The 16116-nt window shown below is 59.8% G+C and carries 11 protein-coding genes and 1 pseudogene; 3 read left to right on the forward strand and 9 right to left on the reverse strand.

Translation table 11 applies throughout. From position 1 onward, the window contains the following. Positions 1-4 precede the first annotated feature (4 nt). Both AC0JZ8_RS21055 and AC0JZ8_RS21060 read right to left on the reverse strand, forming a co-directional pair. Positions 5-2212 (reverse strand): type I secretion system permease/ATPase, encoded by a 2208-nt coding sequence (locus AC0JZ8_RS21055; RefSeq protein WP_471893465.1) that lies wholly within the window; start codon positions 2210-2212, stop codon positions 5-7. Between the two features lie 84 nt (positions 2213-2296). Next, complete coding sequence (locus AC0JZ8_RS21060) at positions 2297-4213, reverse strand: BapA/Bap/LapF family large adhesin (RefSeq protein ID WP_471893856.1); 1917 nt, start codon at positions 4211-4213, stop codon at positions 2297-2299. Here AC0JZ8_RS21060 and AC0JZ8_RS21065 point away from each other — a divergent pair. Then, positions 4166-5101 carry a hypothetical protein gene (locus AC0JZ8_RS21065; RefSeq protein WP_471893882.1) on the forward strand — a complete coding sequence of 312 codons (936 nt, stop codon included), beginning with the start codon at positions 4166-4168 and terminating at the stop codon, positions 5099-5101. The genes AC0JZ8_RS21060 and AC0JZ8_RS21065 overlap by 48 nt on opposite strands. 6 nt (positions 5102-5107) lie before the next feature. Here AC0JZ8_RS21065 and AC0JZ8_RS21070 read toward each other — a convergent pair. The 5 genes and pseudogenes from AC0JZ8_RS21070 to AC0JZ8_RS21090 form a co-directional block, all read right to left on the reverse strand. Next, positions 5108-5389, reverse strand: a pseudogene (locus tag AC0JZ8_RS21070) (BapA/Bap/LapF family prefix-like domain-containing protein); the annotation flags it as partial. A 313-nt stretch (positions 5390-5702) separates the two neighbouring features. Then, on the reverse strand, positions 5703-7316 hold the full coding sequence (locus AC0JZ8_RS21075; protein ID WP_471893466.1) for a TolC family protein: 1614 nt from the start codon (positions 7314-7316) through the stop codon (positions 5703-5705). A 347-nt stretch (positions 7317-7663) separates the two neighbouring features. Further along, on the reverse strand, positions 7664-8101 hold the full coding sequence (locus tag AC0JZ8_RS21080; protein ID WP_092662845.1) for a YeeE/YedE family protein: 438 nt from the start codon (positions 8099-8101) through the stop codon (positions 7664-7666). Then, positions 8101-8529 carry a YeeE/YedE family protein gene (locus tag AC0JZ8_RS21085; RefSeq protein WP_062577803.1) on the reverse strand — a complete coding sequence of 143 codons (429 nt, stop codon included), beginning with the start codon at positions 8527-8529 and terminating at the stop codon, positions 8101-8103. The genes AC0JZ8_RS21080 and AC0JZ8_RS21085 overlap by 1 nt, the downstream gene beginning before the upstream one ends. A 287-nt stretch (positions 8530-8816) precedes the next feature. Beyond that, a complete protein-coding gene (locus tag AC0JZ8_RS21090; RefSeq protein ID WP_471893467.1) occupies positions 8817-10835 on the reverse strand; it encodes a bifunctional diguanylate cyclase/phosphodiesterase in 2019 nt (672 codons plus the stop codon). 1196 nt (positions 10836-12031) lie between these two features. Between AC0JZ8_RS21090 and AC0JZ8_RS21095 the strand changes: the two genes are divergently transcribed. Further along, positions 12032-12970: a 3-hydroxyacyl-CoA dehydrogenase gene (locus AC0JZ8_RS21095; protein ID WP_471893468.1), complete on the forward strand. Its 939-nt coding sequence runs from the start codon at positions 12032-12034 to the stop codon at positions 12968-12970. Here AC0JZ8_RS21095 and AC0JZ8_RS21100 read toward each other — a convergent pair. Then, a complete protein-coding gene (locus AC0JZ8_RS21100; RefSeq protein ID WP_471893469.1) occupies positions 12967-13719 on the reverse strand; it encodes an SDR family NAD(P)-dependent oxidoreductase in 753 nt (250 codons plus the stop codon). The two genes, AC0JZ8_RS21095 and AC0JZ8_RS21100, sit on opposite strands and share 4 nt — an antisense overlap. Beyond that, a complete protein-coding gene (gene hisD, locus AC0JZ8_RS21105) occupies positions 13716-15026 on the reverse strand; it encodes a histidinol dehydrogenase (RefSeq protein ID WP_471893470.1) in 1311 nt (436 codons plus the stop codon). The genes AC0JZ8_RS21100 and hisD overlap by 4 nt, the downstream gene beginning before the upstream one ends. 92 nt (positions 15027-15118) lie before the next feature. On the opposite strand from hisD, the gene AC0JZ8_RS21110 reads away from it, so the two are divergent. Further along, a complete protein-coding gene (locus AC0JZ8_RS21110) occupies positions 15119-16099 on the forward strand; it encodes a LacI family DNA-binding transcriptional regulator (RefSeq protein WP_062460418.1) in 981 nt (326 codons plus the stop codon). The last annotated feature ends 17 nt before the right edge of the window (positions 16100-16116 follow it).

A 16116-nucleotide genomic window follows, 5' to 3' on the forward strand; every position in this document is an offset into this window, starting at 1 on the left:
GTCTTCAAATCCCGCCAGACGTGTTGTGAACAGGAACCAGTTTGGGTGGCACTGTTTTTTCTGGGGCGAGCGGCTTGATGCCCTTCAGCGTCGTCATCGCATCTGCCTTTGCCTCGTTGAGCACCAGCTGACCCTTGTCGAACACCATCACCCTGTCGACCAGTTCCAGAACCCGCATGCGATGGGTTGCGATGACAACCGTCTTGTCGCGCGACCAGGTCTGGAAGCGCGATATGAACAACCGCTCCGTCGCCTCGTCCATCGCGGCTGTCGGCTCATCGAGGAGGACGACATTGGGATCGCGCACCAGCAGGCGGGCGAGGAGGAGAGCCTGCAGCTGCCCGCCGGACAGCCCGTTGCCGCCCTCCTGCAACGGGTAGTCGAGTCCCTTTGGCAGAGCGCGGATAAATTCGTCGGCACCGACAATCGATAGCGCGTCGAGGATTGCGGACTGGGAGGCGTTGGAGGCACCGAGCGTAACGTTCTCCCTCAGGGTCCCGTGGAACAGGCGGGAATTCTGGGTCAGCAGCCCCACGTCACGGCGCAGATCCGACGGATCGATATGTCTCAGCGCAATATTGTCGAGCATGACTTCGCCGGAACTCGGTTCGATCATCCCGGATAGCGCCTGCAGAAAAGTTGATTTCCCTGCACCGTTCTTGCCCAGTACGGCAATCTTGTCGCCGGCGGCGATCTTGAGGCTTCTCAGCACCAGAGCGGGTTTACTGGCAGGCTCCGCGTGGTGGAACGCGGTCGATCGAAATTCGTAGGTTCCGGCAATGGCGGAGATGGATATGCGTGTCTCGGCGACCGGATGGTCGACGGGCATCTGCATGATCGCGTCAAGGCTCTTCAGCCCGATTTTTGCCTGCTGGACACGGCTGAGAACCTGGGTGAGCTGCGCCATCGGCGCCATCATCCTGGAACCGAGAATGGAGCAGGCAACAAGCGCACCCGTTGTCATGTCCCCAGCCATGACGATCGGTGCGCCGAAGAATACGATGAACGCGTAAACGCTCGTCTGAACGCTGTGGCTCCAGCCGGTCAGAGACGACGTCAGAACGCGCATCTTCAGTTGGGCATCGGCATTGACCGCGTTGTAGTTATTCCATTTCTGCTGGAAGCGCTCCTCCGCCTGCAGCATCTTGATGTCTTCGATGCCCTGAATGCTCTCCACCAGGATCGCGTTGCGGAGCGATGCCTCGCGCATTGCAGCGCTGGCGCTCTGGTGCAGTCTTCGTTGTGACAGAATTCCAGGCAGGACAAGCAGCAAGAGTGCGACCGCCGGGATGACGACCAGCATCCCGCCCACGAACCAGAAGATGACCAGAAACAGGAAGAAGAACGGCAGGTCCGCGACCGCGGCAACGGTGGTCGAGGTGAACACCTCGCGGACCTGCTCAAGATCTCGCAACTGAGCAATGAATGTTCCGGTCGATCTTGGGCGGACGCTGTTTTTCACACGCAGCGCGTGGCCGAAGATCAGGTCGGACAGTCGCAGATCACAGCGCTTGCCGAGGATATCGATGATCGAACCTCTAATCTTGCGAACGACAAAGTCGAACAGCACGGCGAGCATGACGCCTGCAAACAGCACATAAAGGGTGCTCATGGAGTTGGCGGGGACAACGCGGTCATAGACCTGCATCGAGAAGATGACGCCGGCGAGTGACAGCGCGTTGGCGATCAGTGATGCCACCAGAACATAGCCATAGGGGCGCAGGTCACCGAGCGCGAACCGTCTGAACCAGCTTTCGTCATGCGGGGCGATATAGGTGTCTACCCTCGAGTCAGGTGTGGAGCGTGCCGGCCTGGGAATGGCCGCAAGCGTTGCCTCGGCACACAGCACATCGATCGCCAGCGTCGTTTTCAGACCGTTGTCGCCGGCAAAGACGACGGCGCCATTGCGTTGCGCATCGATGGCGACAACCGTTGCAACGGACCCGTCCTTGAGCTGCACGATGACGGGAAGCCTCCAGCTGGTCATCATGTCCAGACTGGGTTGAGCCAGCTTCACACGAAGCCCGAATTTTTGCGCGAGCCGCTGGACGTATTTCGCCTGGTCTTCCAGCAAATAAGCCGCCGCAGCCTTGCGGGCCGCTTCGATCGAGAAGCCCAGTCCGTAAATCCGGGCAACCTGCTCAAACATTTCGATCCAGCCGTCCGCCTGGTTCTGCTGCACGACGTCGAACTGAGGTGTTGCTTGGGTCAATGCCGTGCCTTTCAAGCGTCTGCAAACGACGGGCGAGCGGGTGTCGTGCCGCTGCCGCAGAACCGGCAGCAGCACGACTGAGGGCTAGATCACTGAGGTACCGGCATGGTGCAGAGCGTCGTCGTCGAGCAGGCTGCCCACAGTTCCCCCCAGCAAGCCGCCATGCAGCACACTGTCTGCGGCCGAACCGTCCAGCAGGTCCACGGTCGTATCGTCCAAGATCGTGGGGACGAGGTTGCCGGCAAACTCGGGCAGGTCGGCAACACCGTCAGCCACGGCGAGCCCGCCGATATCAAGGTCACCGTCCACGACAAGGCCCGTGTCTCCGCTTAGAAGTTCGTGGAGGCCAACGTCGATCGGCAGTGCGCTGACGCTCCCGAGATCGATGAACTCACCGAGATCGGTGCTCACACCATCCAGCGAGATGACGTCTGTCAGATCGCCAAACCGGCCGTGACTTCCGGTATCGAGATCCAGGAGGTCGAAGTCTGCGAACGCGGACGTCAGCATGCTCGGCTGCAAAGCTTCAGAGCCTGTATCGGCCGCCATCATCACCGACGTTCCGGCGACGGGCTCTGCCTGGTCGATGAGGATCGTCAACTCTGCTTCAACGACCTCTCCATTGGGATGAACGAGACGGTAGGTGAAGCTGTCGGTCATTCCATCGAGGCCGAGTGTGTCGTTCGGCTCATAGGAATAGCTGCCATCGGCAGAGACTCTGAGCGTGCCGTGATCACCCATGATGACGGTACCTGCGGCGGCCGGATCGACAAACACTGTCCCATTGGACACCTGGAAGTTGGTGAAGTTGGAGCCGAGCGTATCACCGTCCAGAACGTTGCCGACTGCCGCGACTACGCCATCGGAAATGACCGTTCCGAGGTCACTCGTCGACGTGGCGAGCTGCACGTCGATGTTGCCACCGATGTTCACGCCATCCTGCGATACCGTAACTCGGTAGTTGCCCGCTTCCAGGTCCTGCAGTTCCAGGCCTGTGGAGCCGCCAAGCAAACCGGCAAGCTCGGCCAGATTGGCACCTGTGCTGGTTTCGACGACCGTCCAACTGAGGTCAGCCTGCTGCATTTCGACGGTGATCGTCGTTGTCCCGAGGAGACCCAGGAGCTGGTCTGTGTCCGCGCCGATCTGAACCGTTGCCAAGGATCCGGCGGCCACCGTGAACGTTCCCGTTTCACTTCCCCCAAACAGTCCCAACGAGACATCGAGGAAGTCGGCGTTCACGGCCTCCGTCACCGGGTGAGTGGTCACGACGGTCGCCGCCCCAGCGTCGTCCGTGGCGACAATTCCAAGGCTCGCATCCGCCGTTGGATCAATCGTCGAGAAGGTGAGGTTTTGTCCCTCGCTGTCGATCTGGACATGCAGTTCCGCAGTCGAAGTCGCCTGGGTTTGCGGATCGAAGATCGTGTATTCGAAGGAGTTTACCCGTCCGATGCCGGCTGCATCGGGGTTCGGGGTGTAGGTGTAGCTGCCATCCTGGCCGATGACCAGTGTACCGTGATCTCCCTGGATGGTTGCGCCTGCAGCGGTCACCGGTGTGGCATTGATGCTCTGAATGATGGTGCCGGGATTGACCGCGTCGATTTCGCCGCCGATACCTGCGTCGGTGATCACGTTGCCGCTGGCAGCAACTACGGCGATGGCGCCGATACTGGTTGTGTCGGTATCCGTCCCGGTGATCGTCAGCTCGCTTCCGAGGCCCGCACCCAGCAAGCCGTCATAGGCGATAAAGGCGCGGTACTGGCCCGGTCCAAGATCCTCCAGGCTCACTGTCGGTGCACCATCCAGCAACTGCAGGTCCAGCAGTGTGGCATTGCCGGTGCCGGTGCCTGTGACGTTGGTCCACTGGACACCGTCAAATCGTTGGATGACCACCTGATAATCGGACAGAACGCCGAGACTTAGGCCCTCGTCGAGTTCAAAACGTGCATCGAGCGTATGGCGCTCCTCGACGTTGAAATCGATCGTTTCGACGTTCGGAAGCACCTGGAGATCCAAGCCACCAAGGCTGACGGCAACGCCGTAAGTCTGGGTACCTATATCAACGTTGGTCACCACGGGGGAAAGGTTGATCGACGCGACGGCGGTATTGTCGTAGGCGGTTGTGTCTGCATCGGCATCGGCATCGGCATCGGCATCGGCATCCGCGTCGGCATCGGCGTCTGCATCTGCATCTGCATCTGCATCTGCATCCGCATCCGCGTCAGCATCAGCATCTGCATCTGCATCTGCATCCGCATCCGCGTCTGCATCGGCATCCGCATCGGCGTCGGCATCCGCGTCTGCATCGGCATCCGCATCCGCGTCGGCATCTGCGTCAGCATCAGCGTCTGCATCCGCGTCTGCATCGGCATCCGCATCCGCGTCGGCATCCGCGTCTGCATCGGCATCCGCATCCGCGTCGGCATCAGCATCCGCGTCGGCATCTGCATCCGCATCGGCATCTGCGTCAGCATCGGCATCTGCGTCAGCATCGGCATCCGCGTCAGCATCCGCGTCTGCGTCCGCATCCGCGTCCGCATCCGCGTCTGCGTCAGCATCCGCGTCCGCATCCGCATCCGCGTCGGCATCCGCATCGGCATCCGCGTCGGCGTCTGCATCTGCATCCGCATCCGCGTCGGCATCCGCATCGGCATCTGCATCCGCATCGGCGTCAGCATCTGCATCGGCGTCGGCGTCGGCGTCGGCGTCGGCATCCGCGTCTGCATCTGCGTCCGAGTCATCGTTGTCGTCGCCACCGCCGCCGCCTCCGGAAGCGAGAGCTATTCCTCCAGCTCCAAGCGCGCCGAGTGCAGCAAGGCCGAGAATGGATGCATCGCCCCCACCTTCAGCGCCACCCACCAACTGGTCGCCGCCGGCCGACTCGGTGAATGAGAAATCGGCTTCTCCGACGGTGTGGTTGCCATCCCAGACGACCCCGTTCTCATCCACCAGGACCAGCTTGCTTGATGCTTCACCAGGGCCGCTGGCGTAGAAATCGGCAACTCGGATCGCCTCACCGTTCTGCAGGCGGATGACGAGACCGTCGCCCTGACGGATGGTCGCAGCAATGTCTTTCGGGCCGACCTCAAGCTGAATAACACTTGGTTCACGGACAGAGATGTTTCCCGATGCGACGGTAATGCTTTCACCACTTGCGATATTCGTTACAACGGCAACCATGGATACATCCTCTTAAGGCCGTGAGCGTCACAGCGAAACTGAACGGACCTGGCGGATGGGCAGCGAGATGCGATGACACGGACCGTCAAAGGTCTGCGCCGGGCAAAATGTTGAATACCGAACTGGCTGGTCCGGCAGTGTCTCGATTGCTGTCAATCCTACCAAGAAACTCTGGGATAAGACTTGCTCAATTTTAGAACGTTATCAATTAGCGATAACTAATTCTCGCATCGGACGGTTGATGCAGGGTTAATGCCGGTCAGCGTATTTGCGTTTATGAAAGGCGGACAAAAACGAATTTGACCCCTACGGGCTAGAGAGCGCCGCGCAAAGCAAGCTCTTCAAACCGGTTTCCCTTGTCCTTAACGTCCGCGCCGATACTGGAGGCTTGAAGCGAAACGGCAAGCGCCTCGCTTAGCTCGGTCTCAACGTCTGCTCCGCGTTCGGCATTCTCTGCGGCAGCTGGTCCTGCCTCTATCGGCAGTGCTTGTCGCGCAGGCATCGCGACCGCCATTTCGATTGGCGTCTCCGACCTGGATGCGCCGCCGTTCAGGACGGTCGCGGCCGTGCCCGGCTTCTTTTCGAGCTTGAAGATGTCCCGCAAGCGCCCCGCTGCGGAGGCACACTCGATATTCAGCTTATGGACATCGAACTGGATGTTGATTGCGTCGAAACGTGCGGCATGCAGCTCCTGATCGGCATTCAAGACATCGAGGAGAGTCCGCGTTCCCAGGTCGAGGAACTGCCTCTGATAAAGATCTCGGGTTTCGCGCATCAGCGTCTGGCGCGAGGCGAGTGTCGTGAGCAAAGCGCGCATTCCAGACAGCTGCGTGCGCGATTCCATCCAGCTCCGCTGCGCGCCTGTCCTGGCATTGGCGATGCCGGCCTCAGCGGACTGAACCGCGAACTGGCCAGCTTCGCTCCGGGCCTTATAGGAGCCGCCATTGTAAAGCTTGCCGGTCAGTTTCAGACCGATCGTATAGTCCGGGCTGCCTGGTGAATTTCCGAGCAGATCCATGCTGCTACCGCCTTCAAGCGCCAGGGTGGGCAGGACATCGGCCTTGCTGAACCGCAGGTTGGCCTCGGCGGCCGTCTTCTTCGATGCCGCCGCCCGGACGCTCGGCACCGTACCCCAATCGGGCTCTTTGGCAGAGCAGGCATTGGGGAGGTCTGAGGGAATACTCGCTCCGAGATTGATCTTCCCGGACATACCCAACAGCGACGCCATGCTGCCCTGCCAGCGCTCCGACTGAGACCTGATCTCCAGTGCCGTGGTCTGGGCCATCTGCACCCGCGCTTCGGCCTGAAGCTTGTCCGATCTCGTGCTGGCTCCCTGTTCCGTTCGCGCGTTGACGAGCTCGAGTATTTCCTTCGTGTCGCGCACCTGATCGGACGCGACAACCGCCAGACTGCGGTTTCTCAGGGTTTCGAGGGACGCAAGCGCGGTGTCCCTGATCACGTTGTCGACCACGGCAATGAACTCGGCGCGCCGGGTTTCCTCTGTCGCCGTGGCACTGGCGACCTGACTGGAGACTTTCCCGAAGTCGTAGATCATCTGCGACGCGGTCACAGTCGCTGCCGGCTGAAAACCGTTCCCGAAAGCGCTGCGCCTGCCGACATCGATCCCGCCCCCGATCGACGGAAAATATCCCGAGCGTGCATCTCGGATCGCCGCGCCTTGCTGGTTGAGTTCGCCCGCCGCCTGCATGATCGATGGCTGATAGTCGACCGCCCGCCGGACGGCCGCCTGCATGGTCAAATTCGTGTTCCGGTCCTTCACTGCGGGCCGAGAGCTCGGGACTGATGCGGTCGCGATACTGTCGACCGATGTCGTCCGCGCCCGCGTCTGCGTCTGCGCGCAAGACGCAACGCTGAAGGCGAGCGGCACAAATATCGCCGTCCGGACAACACGGGAAAGCATGCTCATCGTATCCCCCAAGCCCGCAGGTCCAGACGGACCTGCAAAGACAAACCACCGTCGCTCGACTACTCCCCAAGCCGAAGCATTTCAAGCAATTCTAATATACGTCTCAAGATGGTTAATGACTGCTTAACTGAGATCTCGTCAGTCTCTGGAGCATGATGATTGTGTTGTCGGAGTGGGCGGGAAAAGGCCGCGCCGCGGGCCGGACGAGAGGGCGAAGCTAAACTGGCTTCTGGTAAATGCTATGCTCGACAATGCGGGAGTAAAGAACCCCTTATACTGCCCTCAATGGTTCATGGGATGGTGGTTCGAATGCCATCGAGGTTGCGGAAGTTACCTTCTCCGTCCCATCAGGACCGCGCTGCCACAGTCTGTCGGGACGACACCATGCGATGGACAAACATACCGGCAAGCATGGCCGCGACGAACAGTGCTGCTTCCCAGCGGCCTGTAACGAGAGAGGCGATTGCGGGACCCGGGCATAGACCGACGAGGCCCCAGCCGAGACCAAACAGTGCAGCGCCTGCGACAAGTGGACGGTCGATCATGCGGCTCGTCGGCACATGGAACTGGGTTTCGAAGACCGGTCTGCTGCAACGACGCCGGATCGCATAGGCAATTGATGACGGGATCAGTGCCCCGCCCATCACCAAAGCAAGCGACGGATCCCAGTTACCGGTCACATCGAGGAACGCCAGAACACGGGCGGGATTGACCATGTCGGACACGACAAGGCCAATGCCGAACAGAATTCCGCAGGCGATGGAGACGAGAATGCGCTGGGTCATCATGCCACTCCGATCAGATGCCGGGTTATGAAGACGGTTGCTGCCGCCACGATCATGAATGTTGCCGTCGCGACGATGGACCGGGGCGATAGGCGTGCTAGTCCGCAAACACCGTGGCCGCTGGTGCAGCCGGAACCAAGCCGCGTCCCGAAGCCGACCAGGAGCCCGCCTACCACAAGAAGGGGAGGCGAGGCGGTGATCGCGAACTCTGCGTGCCGTAACAAGGTAAAGGCGGCGGCAGCTCCACCGAGTATGCCAACCAGAAAACCGACCCCGAGCGGACTGATTCCACTGCCTGTCCATCCGACGGCAGATGCGGCCAGACCGGAAATTCCGGCTATTCGACCGTTCAGCAGCAAGTAGATCGCGGCGGAAAGGCCAATCAGAAGGCCGCCGGACAGCGGCCAGATAAAGCTGAGATCAGACATGGGTCGTTTCCTTGGTGCCGACATCGCGTTGACCGATATCTTCAGATAATGGATGCCTTTGTCTTCGGCCAGGGGGGACTGGCGCGCAGTCCCTACACGCTCAAATGACAACGCAGCAGCAGCGCGGTACTGCTAAGCGCGTGATGGCCATAAGCGCCTCCGAAACGACGCCGAGCAAGTTCCGTTACGATGACGCAGCGGTGGACGCATGCGTTTAAGTCTGCGCGTGGGGTCTTCCTGCCGGGGCATGGCATCAGAATGCAAAGCCCCAGCGTAACCTGTCCCCTTCAGGTTCGAGCCATCCGGGAGACGTATGCTGCAACGTCCTGGCGAGGAAGAGGTCGCGACATCAGAAAGCCCTGCAGATCGTCGCATCCAAGCCGTTCAAGTTCGGCACGCTGCTCGATTGTCTCAACGCCTTCAGCCGTTATCTTCAGCCCTTTCGCTCTGGCCATGCCAATCATCGCAACAACAACGGCTCTGCTGCCGCTTTGGTGCATTTCGCCGATAAACGACCTATCGATTTTGATGCGATCCACCTCGATATTCTGCACGCGCGAGAATGAAGAATACCCGGTTCCAAAGTCGTCTATGGCAAACCGGACGCCTGCTTTTCGCAGCATGGATATGGTTCGCTTCAGGTCGATCGTGTTATCCGCAGTTGCAGTTTCGGTCATCTCGATCTCAAGCCTCTCGGGGCTTAAGTTCATGTTTGCGAGGGTCGTCAAAACCCGCAGACTGTAGCCGGGAGAACTAAGCTCAAGCGGCGAAGCGTTGATCGCAATAGAAATGCCGGGAAGATCAGCGAGAGTTCTGCATGCATTGTCCAGCACAAGGGCGCCGATGTCGTTGATCAACCCGATGTCCTCCGCCAGAGGAATGAACTGGTCGGGACTTATGTAGCCCATCGTCGGGTGCTTCCACCGAGCAAGCGCTTCGAGAGAACAAATGCTTCCGTCGGTCGCATTGAAGACTGGTTGATAAAAAGTCTCGAGCTGGGTCCTGGTCTCGACTGCAAAACGGAGATCGCTTTCCAACGCCCTGCGCCTGCGTAAAAGTTCGTCCATATGTTCACCAAACACCGCATGGGTGTTCCTGCCGGCTGCTTTGGCATGATAAAGCGCGATATCAGCCTGGCGCGTCAGTTCGATGGGGTCACATGGGCCGGTTGCTAGAGCTGCTCCGACGCTTGCGCCAATGACGACATGCGTCGTTCCGATTTCGAACGGTGCCCGCAGTGACTGCACAATTTTCGATGCGAGATCTTCAGCATTCCTGGCATCATTTTCTCCCAGCAGAATGGTGAATTCGTCGCCTCCCACCCGCGCCAGAAGAGATTGCGGCAGGAGATCGCGCATCCGGTTCGCTGCCAAGCAGATCAGCTTGTCGCCAACCGGGTGACCGAACGTATCGTTGACAGCCTTGAAGCGATCAAGATCAACGAACAACACACAGTGGAGAGCCTCGGCGTGCCCGCTCGATAGTTGACGATTGAGTTGCTCGTTGAAGTAAGCGCGGTTTGCAAGCCCGGTCAGGGCATCGTGGGAGGCTTGATGTTTCAGTTCTGCGCGGCTCGCAGCCAGCCGCTCGGAGCGGCGCCAGATTGCACCTCCAGAAAAACTGGTCCCAGCGAAAAGTGCAATAAACGCGAAAAAAAGGGCTGGGGCAGTGGCTTCGAATACATATTGTCCGGGTTGGAATGGGTTCCAACGGAAGTATCCAAAAACTTGCCCGTCTCGTGCGACCAAGGGTACGTACGCAACATTCCGTTCCAGAGGTCGCTTGGAGGAGAACTCCAGTTTGGCGAACTCATATTCGGTACCGATGGCCAGAGGAAGATCGCCGTCGAGAAAGCGTATGCTCACATGCAGCATTTCCTCGCCAGGCGTCTGTTCCAGATCACCGGTGTCCGAAACGATCGGCTTTATGCTGACAATTGCAGGTCGAAATCCGACATAGCTCAGATCAGCTTCGCCAATCGAAAGCGTCCGTTCGCTGATACCCTCGGTATCTTCGGCAAGTAGACGCGCTTGAAGCTTTTTAGCGAGCGGCAGGTAGGCGTTGCGGAGATCATCTGGGGTAGGGGAATAGTCTTTCTCGGATGAAAACAGATATTGCACAGAGAGGTCCGGTCGAAGGACCAAGGCGCCATCATGCCCAAAATAGCTGTGCATCCATGAACCGAGGTTCGTCTCGATCCATTTCAGGTCGCCACTGGTTGCATGCCTCACGGCGTCGTCCCAGACAGTTGCGCTTTCCTGGTCATGCGCAATGCCAGCCGTCAGTTTCGCGACCGTAAGTTTCATGAGATCGCGCTGCCTTGCCGCGGCCACCTCATCGCTTGTAGCAGCCGCCCAACTCAAACTCAGTAAAAGCAGACCACAGACGACCAAAGAAACGAGAGCCGGCAGGCACCATCGTAGAAACCACTGACTCTGAAACTGTATCTTCATCCCGCAACCGTCATCTCTTATTTTACGTGATGGTAAAACAGAGGCTATTAAAGCACGGGTAAGTAAGGTGGTTACGTCTGCGTTAAACGGCGAAACAGCGGCACGACTTCCTCAGGCATCCTCCTACTAACGAGTGCGAAGAGCGGCTGAGGGATAAGCCTTATCGCAGGCATTCTCCAGACAAATCCGCTGGGTTAACTGGCATGCGCGAACTGCCTACCACCCTTTGCCTGGACAACACCCATCAACCATTCACGCGCGGCCCGACGCCGTTTGGCGGGCTTCCAATCGGAAATTACCGCCACACAAACTGCGTCCAACACAGTGGTCGCGCGCTCTTGGAAATGCTTGTCGTGCGAAATGGCCGGAGTTGGTATTCAGTCACCATTCAGGCCCGATGACTAGTTTGACATCCAACTTAACAATGGGAGGCATGGACTCATGCTCGCTACGCGATGCAAAAGTGTCTTCGATGACTTCTCAGTCCGCGAAGAACAGGATGGAAACCTTGGAGTCGATAAGGAGCAACTTCTGTTGGCTTTCCATCAAGGAACCCTCGCCGCGAAGGCAAACCGCGATGTCGGCCACTGTCCTTTCAGCGCACTGACACAACCGTCCGAATTCCTCGCGTGGTTGGAAGGCTTTCAATGCTGTTCGGCGTCACGCTAGCGAATTCGTCGGAGCGGTCCTCCGGCATTGCATCTCTGCATGAGGTGGGCTGTCCAAGGATTTCTCTGTTTACGGCGAGACAGGCTCTTCGCCGTCAAGGACGCACTAGCACCGAGATTGCAGAAATGCCTTCGGAAAAGTTCGGTTCTGGAATGAAGTAACCCCGGGGCGGTGACGCTGCTTCGGGATATCAGTCCGGGAGCAACCGCCTGCCTCGTCCACTGCCAAAAGCCGATACGACGACGGTGGGACGCCTTCCTTCGTGAAAGATTTTCACTTGAATGATCGGCGATTGACCCTCGGGCTGCCTTGCTGCTTGCTCACCCAGCCAGCGTGGAGGCGCTGCCTTTGACTGCAGCTCACAAGGGGAGATCCAGGACATGAATGCGATCAGGAACGTTGCCATCGTCGGCGCAGGTCCGGGGGGGCAGGGCTGGGCGATTGTCTTCGCGCGAGCCGGCATGGACGTCACCGTTTATGATGCCCGCGAAAACGCCGAGGCTGTCATCGGCGCGCAGATCGACAAGGCCGTCGGCGATCTTGCGGCCGGGGGGCTTTGCGGCGACGTGTCTTTGGTCCTGTCGCGCATCCGTTTTGCGCGGAGCCTCAGCGAGGCTGTGTCGGGCTGCGACTACGTACAGGAGTCGGCGTTCGAGCGGATCGATGTGAAGCGCGAGGTCAGTCTTGCGATCGATGCGGTGCTTCCCGCCCATGCCATCGTCGGCAGTTCCACCTCAGGATTTCCCGGGTCGGCGTTCTATGAGGAGTGTGGCAACCGGGAGCGGTTGATGGTGGTGCATCCCGTCAATCCTCCGCATCTCGTGCCGCTGGTCGAAATCGTCCCGACGCCCTGGACTGCGCCACAGGCAGCGAGCCGTGTCCGGCGCCTGATGGAGGATGTGGGGCAGTCAGCCGTGTCGCTGTCGCGCGAAATTCCCGGCTTCGTGCTGAACAGGTTGCAGGGCGCCCTGCTGGACGAAGCGTTTGCACTGTTTGCGGAAGGCTATGCTACGGCCGAAGACATCGATCGCACGGTGCGCGACGGGCTTGGGTTGCGCTGGTCGTTCATGGGACCGTTCGAGACCATCGATCTCAACGCGCCAAAGGGGCTTGCAGATTATGCCGAACGGCTCGGGCCGATGTATGCCGGATTTGCCGATCAGCGCAGGGCAGACCGCAGCTGGGAGCCGGATGCGGTGACACGGGCGGATGCGGAGCGTCGCGAACTGCTCGCAGAGCAGGATCTCGATGCCAGACGCTCCTGGCGCGATGAAATGCTGATGCGGATCGTCCGGGCGAAGCAGGCGGTGGCGGACTAGTGCGCCGTCCAGCCGCCGTCGATCATCAACGCCGAGCCGGTCATCAGGGACGACGCGTCGGAGGCAAGGAAAATGGCGGCGCCGACGACGTCTGCCGGCTGCCCCAGGCGACCTAGCTTGATCTTGGACAGCGTCTCGCGGCGAAACTCCTCATCCTCGAAATACGAGGCGGTCATGGGTGTCTCGATAAAGGTGGGGCAAAGGGTATTGATGCGGATGCCGGCAGGTCCAAGTTCGACCGCCAACGCCTTGGTAAAACCTTCAATCGCAAACTTCGAGCCGCAATAGAGCGTCCTGTTGGCCGCGCCGACATGGCCCATCTGCGAGGACATGTTGATGACGGTGCCCCGCCTACCGTGCCTCAGCATCACGGCCGTCACGGCCTGGGCTGCAAAAATTGCAGCCTTCGTGTTCAGGCCGAAGACGGCATCGTAGTCATCTTCCGTGACCTCGGTCAGCGGCTTGGGGCGATTGGTGCCGGCATTGTTGACAAAGATATCGAACGGCGCTTGCGCCTCGACATGCTGGCGGAAGCCGGCAATGTCGGTGACATCGCACACAAGCGGCCGCGCCCTCCCGCCGCGGGTAGACATCAAAGCGCAGGCCTCCTCGATCTCCGTCCGCGAGCGCGCGCAAAGCGTTACCTCGGCACCCGCCTCGGCAAGGCCTTCGGCGACCGCGCGTCCAATGCCACGGCTGGCGCCGGTGACGAGCGCCCGCTTGCCGGCAAGATTGAAAAGGCCGCTCATTGGGCTGCTTCGCCATAGGCGACGTCGCGGTTGCCATAGCGTCTCACCCGCAAGTTCGCCTGTTCGGCATGGCCGACGAAACCCTCGAGCATGCTGAGCCTCGAGCAATAGGCGCCGATCTCAGCCGCCGCTTGGTCCGTTGTGACGCGCTGGTATGAATGGGTCTTGAGAAACTTGCCGACCCAGAGACCGCCGGTATAGCGCCCCGCCTTTTTCGTCGGCAAAGTATGGTTGGTGCCGATGACCTTGTCGCCATTGGCAACGTTGGTGCGTGGGCCGAGGAAAAGCGCACCGTAGGAATGCATGTTTTCGAGAAACCAGTCGTCCCGGTCTGTCATAACCTGCACGTGCTCGGAGGCGATCTCGTTGGCGACGTTGAGAATCTCCTCGTAGGTGTCGCAGACGATGATCTCGCCGTACTCCCGCCAGGATACGGAAGCGGTTTCGGCAGTTGGCAGGATTCCGAGAATTCGATCGATTTCAGCGATCGTCGCTTTCGCCAGCGTCTCCGAATTGGTCACGAGAATCGCCGGGGAATTGTAGCCATGTTCGGCTTGCCCCAGAAGGTCTGTGGCGCACATTTCCGCGTCCACAGTCTCGTCCGCAATGACCATCGTTTCGGTCGGGCCGGCAAAGAGATCTATTCCGACGCGCCCGTAGAGCTGGCGCTTTGCTTCCGCAACAAACGCGTTGCCGGGGCCGACAAGCATGTCGACGGGGCGAATGGTCTCGGTCCCGAGCGCCATCGCGCCGATCGCCTGAATGCCGCCGAGGACATAAATTTCATGAGCCCCGCCGAGATGCATTGCAGCGACGATGGCGGGGTGGGGTTCGCCTTTTTGGGCCGGAGCCGCTGCTGCGATGCGGGGAACGCCCGCCACCGAGGCCGTGAGGACAGACATATGCGCCGACGCGACCATCGGGTACTTGCCGCCTGGAACATAGCAACCGACCGACTGGACCGGAATATTGCGGTGGCCGAGGAAGACCCCCGGCATTGTCTCGATTTCGATATCGGTCATCGACGCTCTTTGGGCTTCGGCAAATTTGCGGATCTGAGTCTGGGCAAACCTGATGTCGTCCATGTCGCGAGCCGACACCTTGTTGATTGCCGCCTCGATCTCGGACGTGGTCAGTCTAAACGAGGCCGGAGAGAAGTTGTCGAATTTCGCCGACAGGTCGCGTACTGCGGCGTCGCCTCGGGTTTCGATGTCCTTGAGCGTCGCTTCGACAAGCGTCCTGACTGTGGCGTCATCTTCGGCGCGTTCGGCGGCCGCCTTCCCCTGTTTCATATAGCGAATTGACATGTCTCACCTCCCTTTTGACATCGAGCGTAATGTGCTAGCGACGCTGAATGCAAGTTTTCATCATTGCGTGAAAAAATTTCACGGAGTCTGTTTTGAAGCCGACAGCCAAGCAGGTCGCTCATGAAGCGGGCGTTTCCATCGCCGCGGTATCACGCGCGTTTTCGCCGGGGTCGTCCATCGATCCGTTGAAAAGACAGCGTATCCTTCAGGTAGCAGCGCAGTTGGGTTATAGCAGTCCGGCGCGCCGTACTGCCGAGGTGATCTCCGCCGGTACAGTGACGTTGGTGGCAGGCGATCTCGCCAACCCGTTCTATCCACTCGTCCTCGACACGCTCGCAAAAGCACTGCAGGCGGTCGGGAGACAATTGCTCGTCTATGCCATCCCGCCGCAGGCGGACATGGACCAGCTGACGCCGCAGATCCTTGCCGCTCGCCCCAGCGCACTTGTCGTGACCTCCGCAAGCCTGACGTCTGGAATGGCCAACGCCTGCCGGCAGCATGGCATCCGGGTGGTGCTGCTCAACCGGATCCAGCGCAATGTCCGCGTTAATGCGGTCGCGTGCGACAATCACGCAGGCGGTCGTGATGCGGCACTGTTTCTGCTCGGCAGGGGGCGCCGCCGGATAGGCTTCATCGGCGGGATCTCCAACACGTCTACCCACCGTGACCGGGCGGAAGGCTTTTCCGAAGCATTACGCGAGAGCGGGCATTCCGTGCTTGCCGAGGGAAACGGGGAGTTCACCTACCGAGGCAGCTACGGCGCAGTGCTATCACTGCTGACAGCAAAAAACCGTCCGGATGCGCTGTTCTGCTGCAACGACATCATGGCGCTCGCCGCCATAGATGCTGCCCGCGAACTTGGACTGTCCGCACCTGAGGATCTTTCGATCGTTGGATTTGACGACATTCCCATGGCCGGTTGGAGATCCTATCGTCTGACGACGATCCGGCAGCCGATTACCCGCATGATCTCCGAGGTCGTGGGCCTGATACAGGCCAGCAATACCGTTCCACTCGACGAGACGACGACCAGCATCCTGCCTGGCAAATTGATTGTGCGCGGCAGTGCCTGAAGACGATCCTGCGCAAC

The organism is Velazquezella soli, from assembly GCF_977018685.1.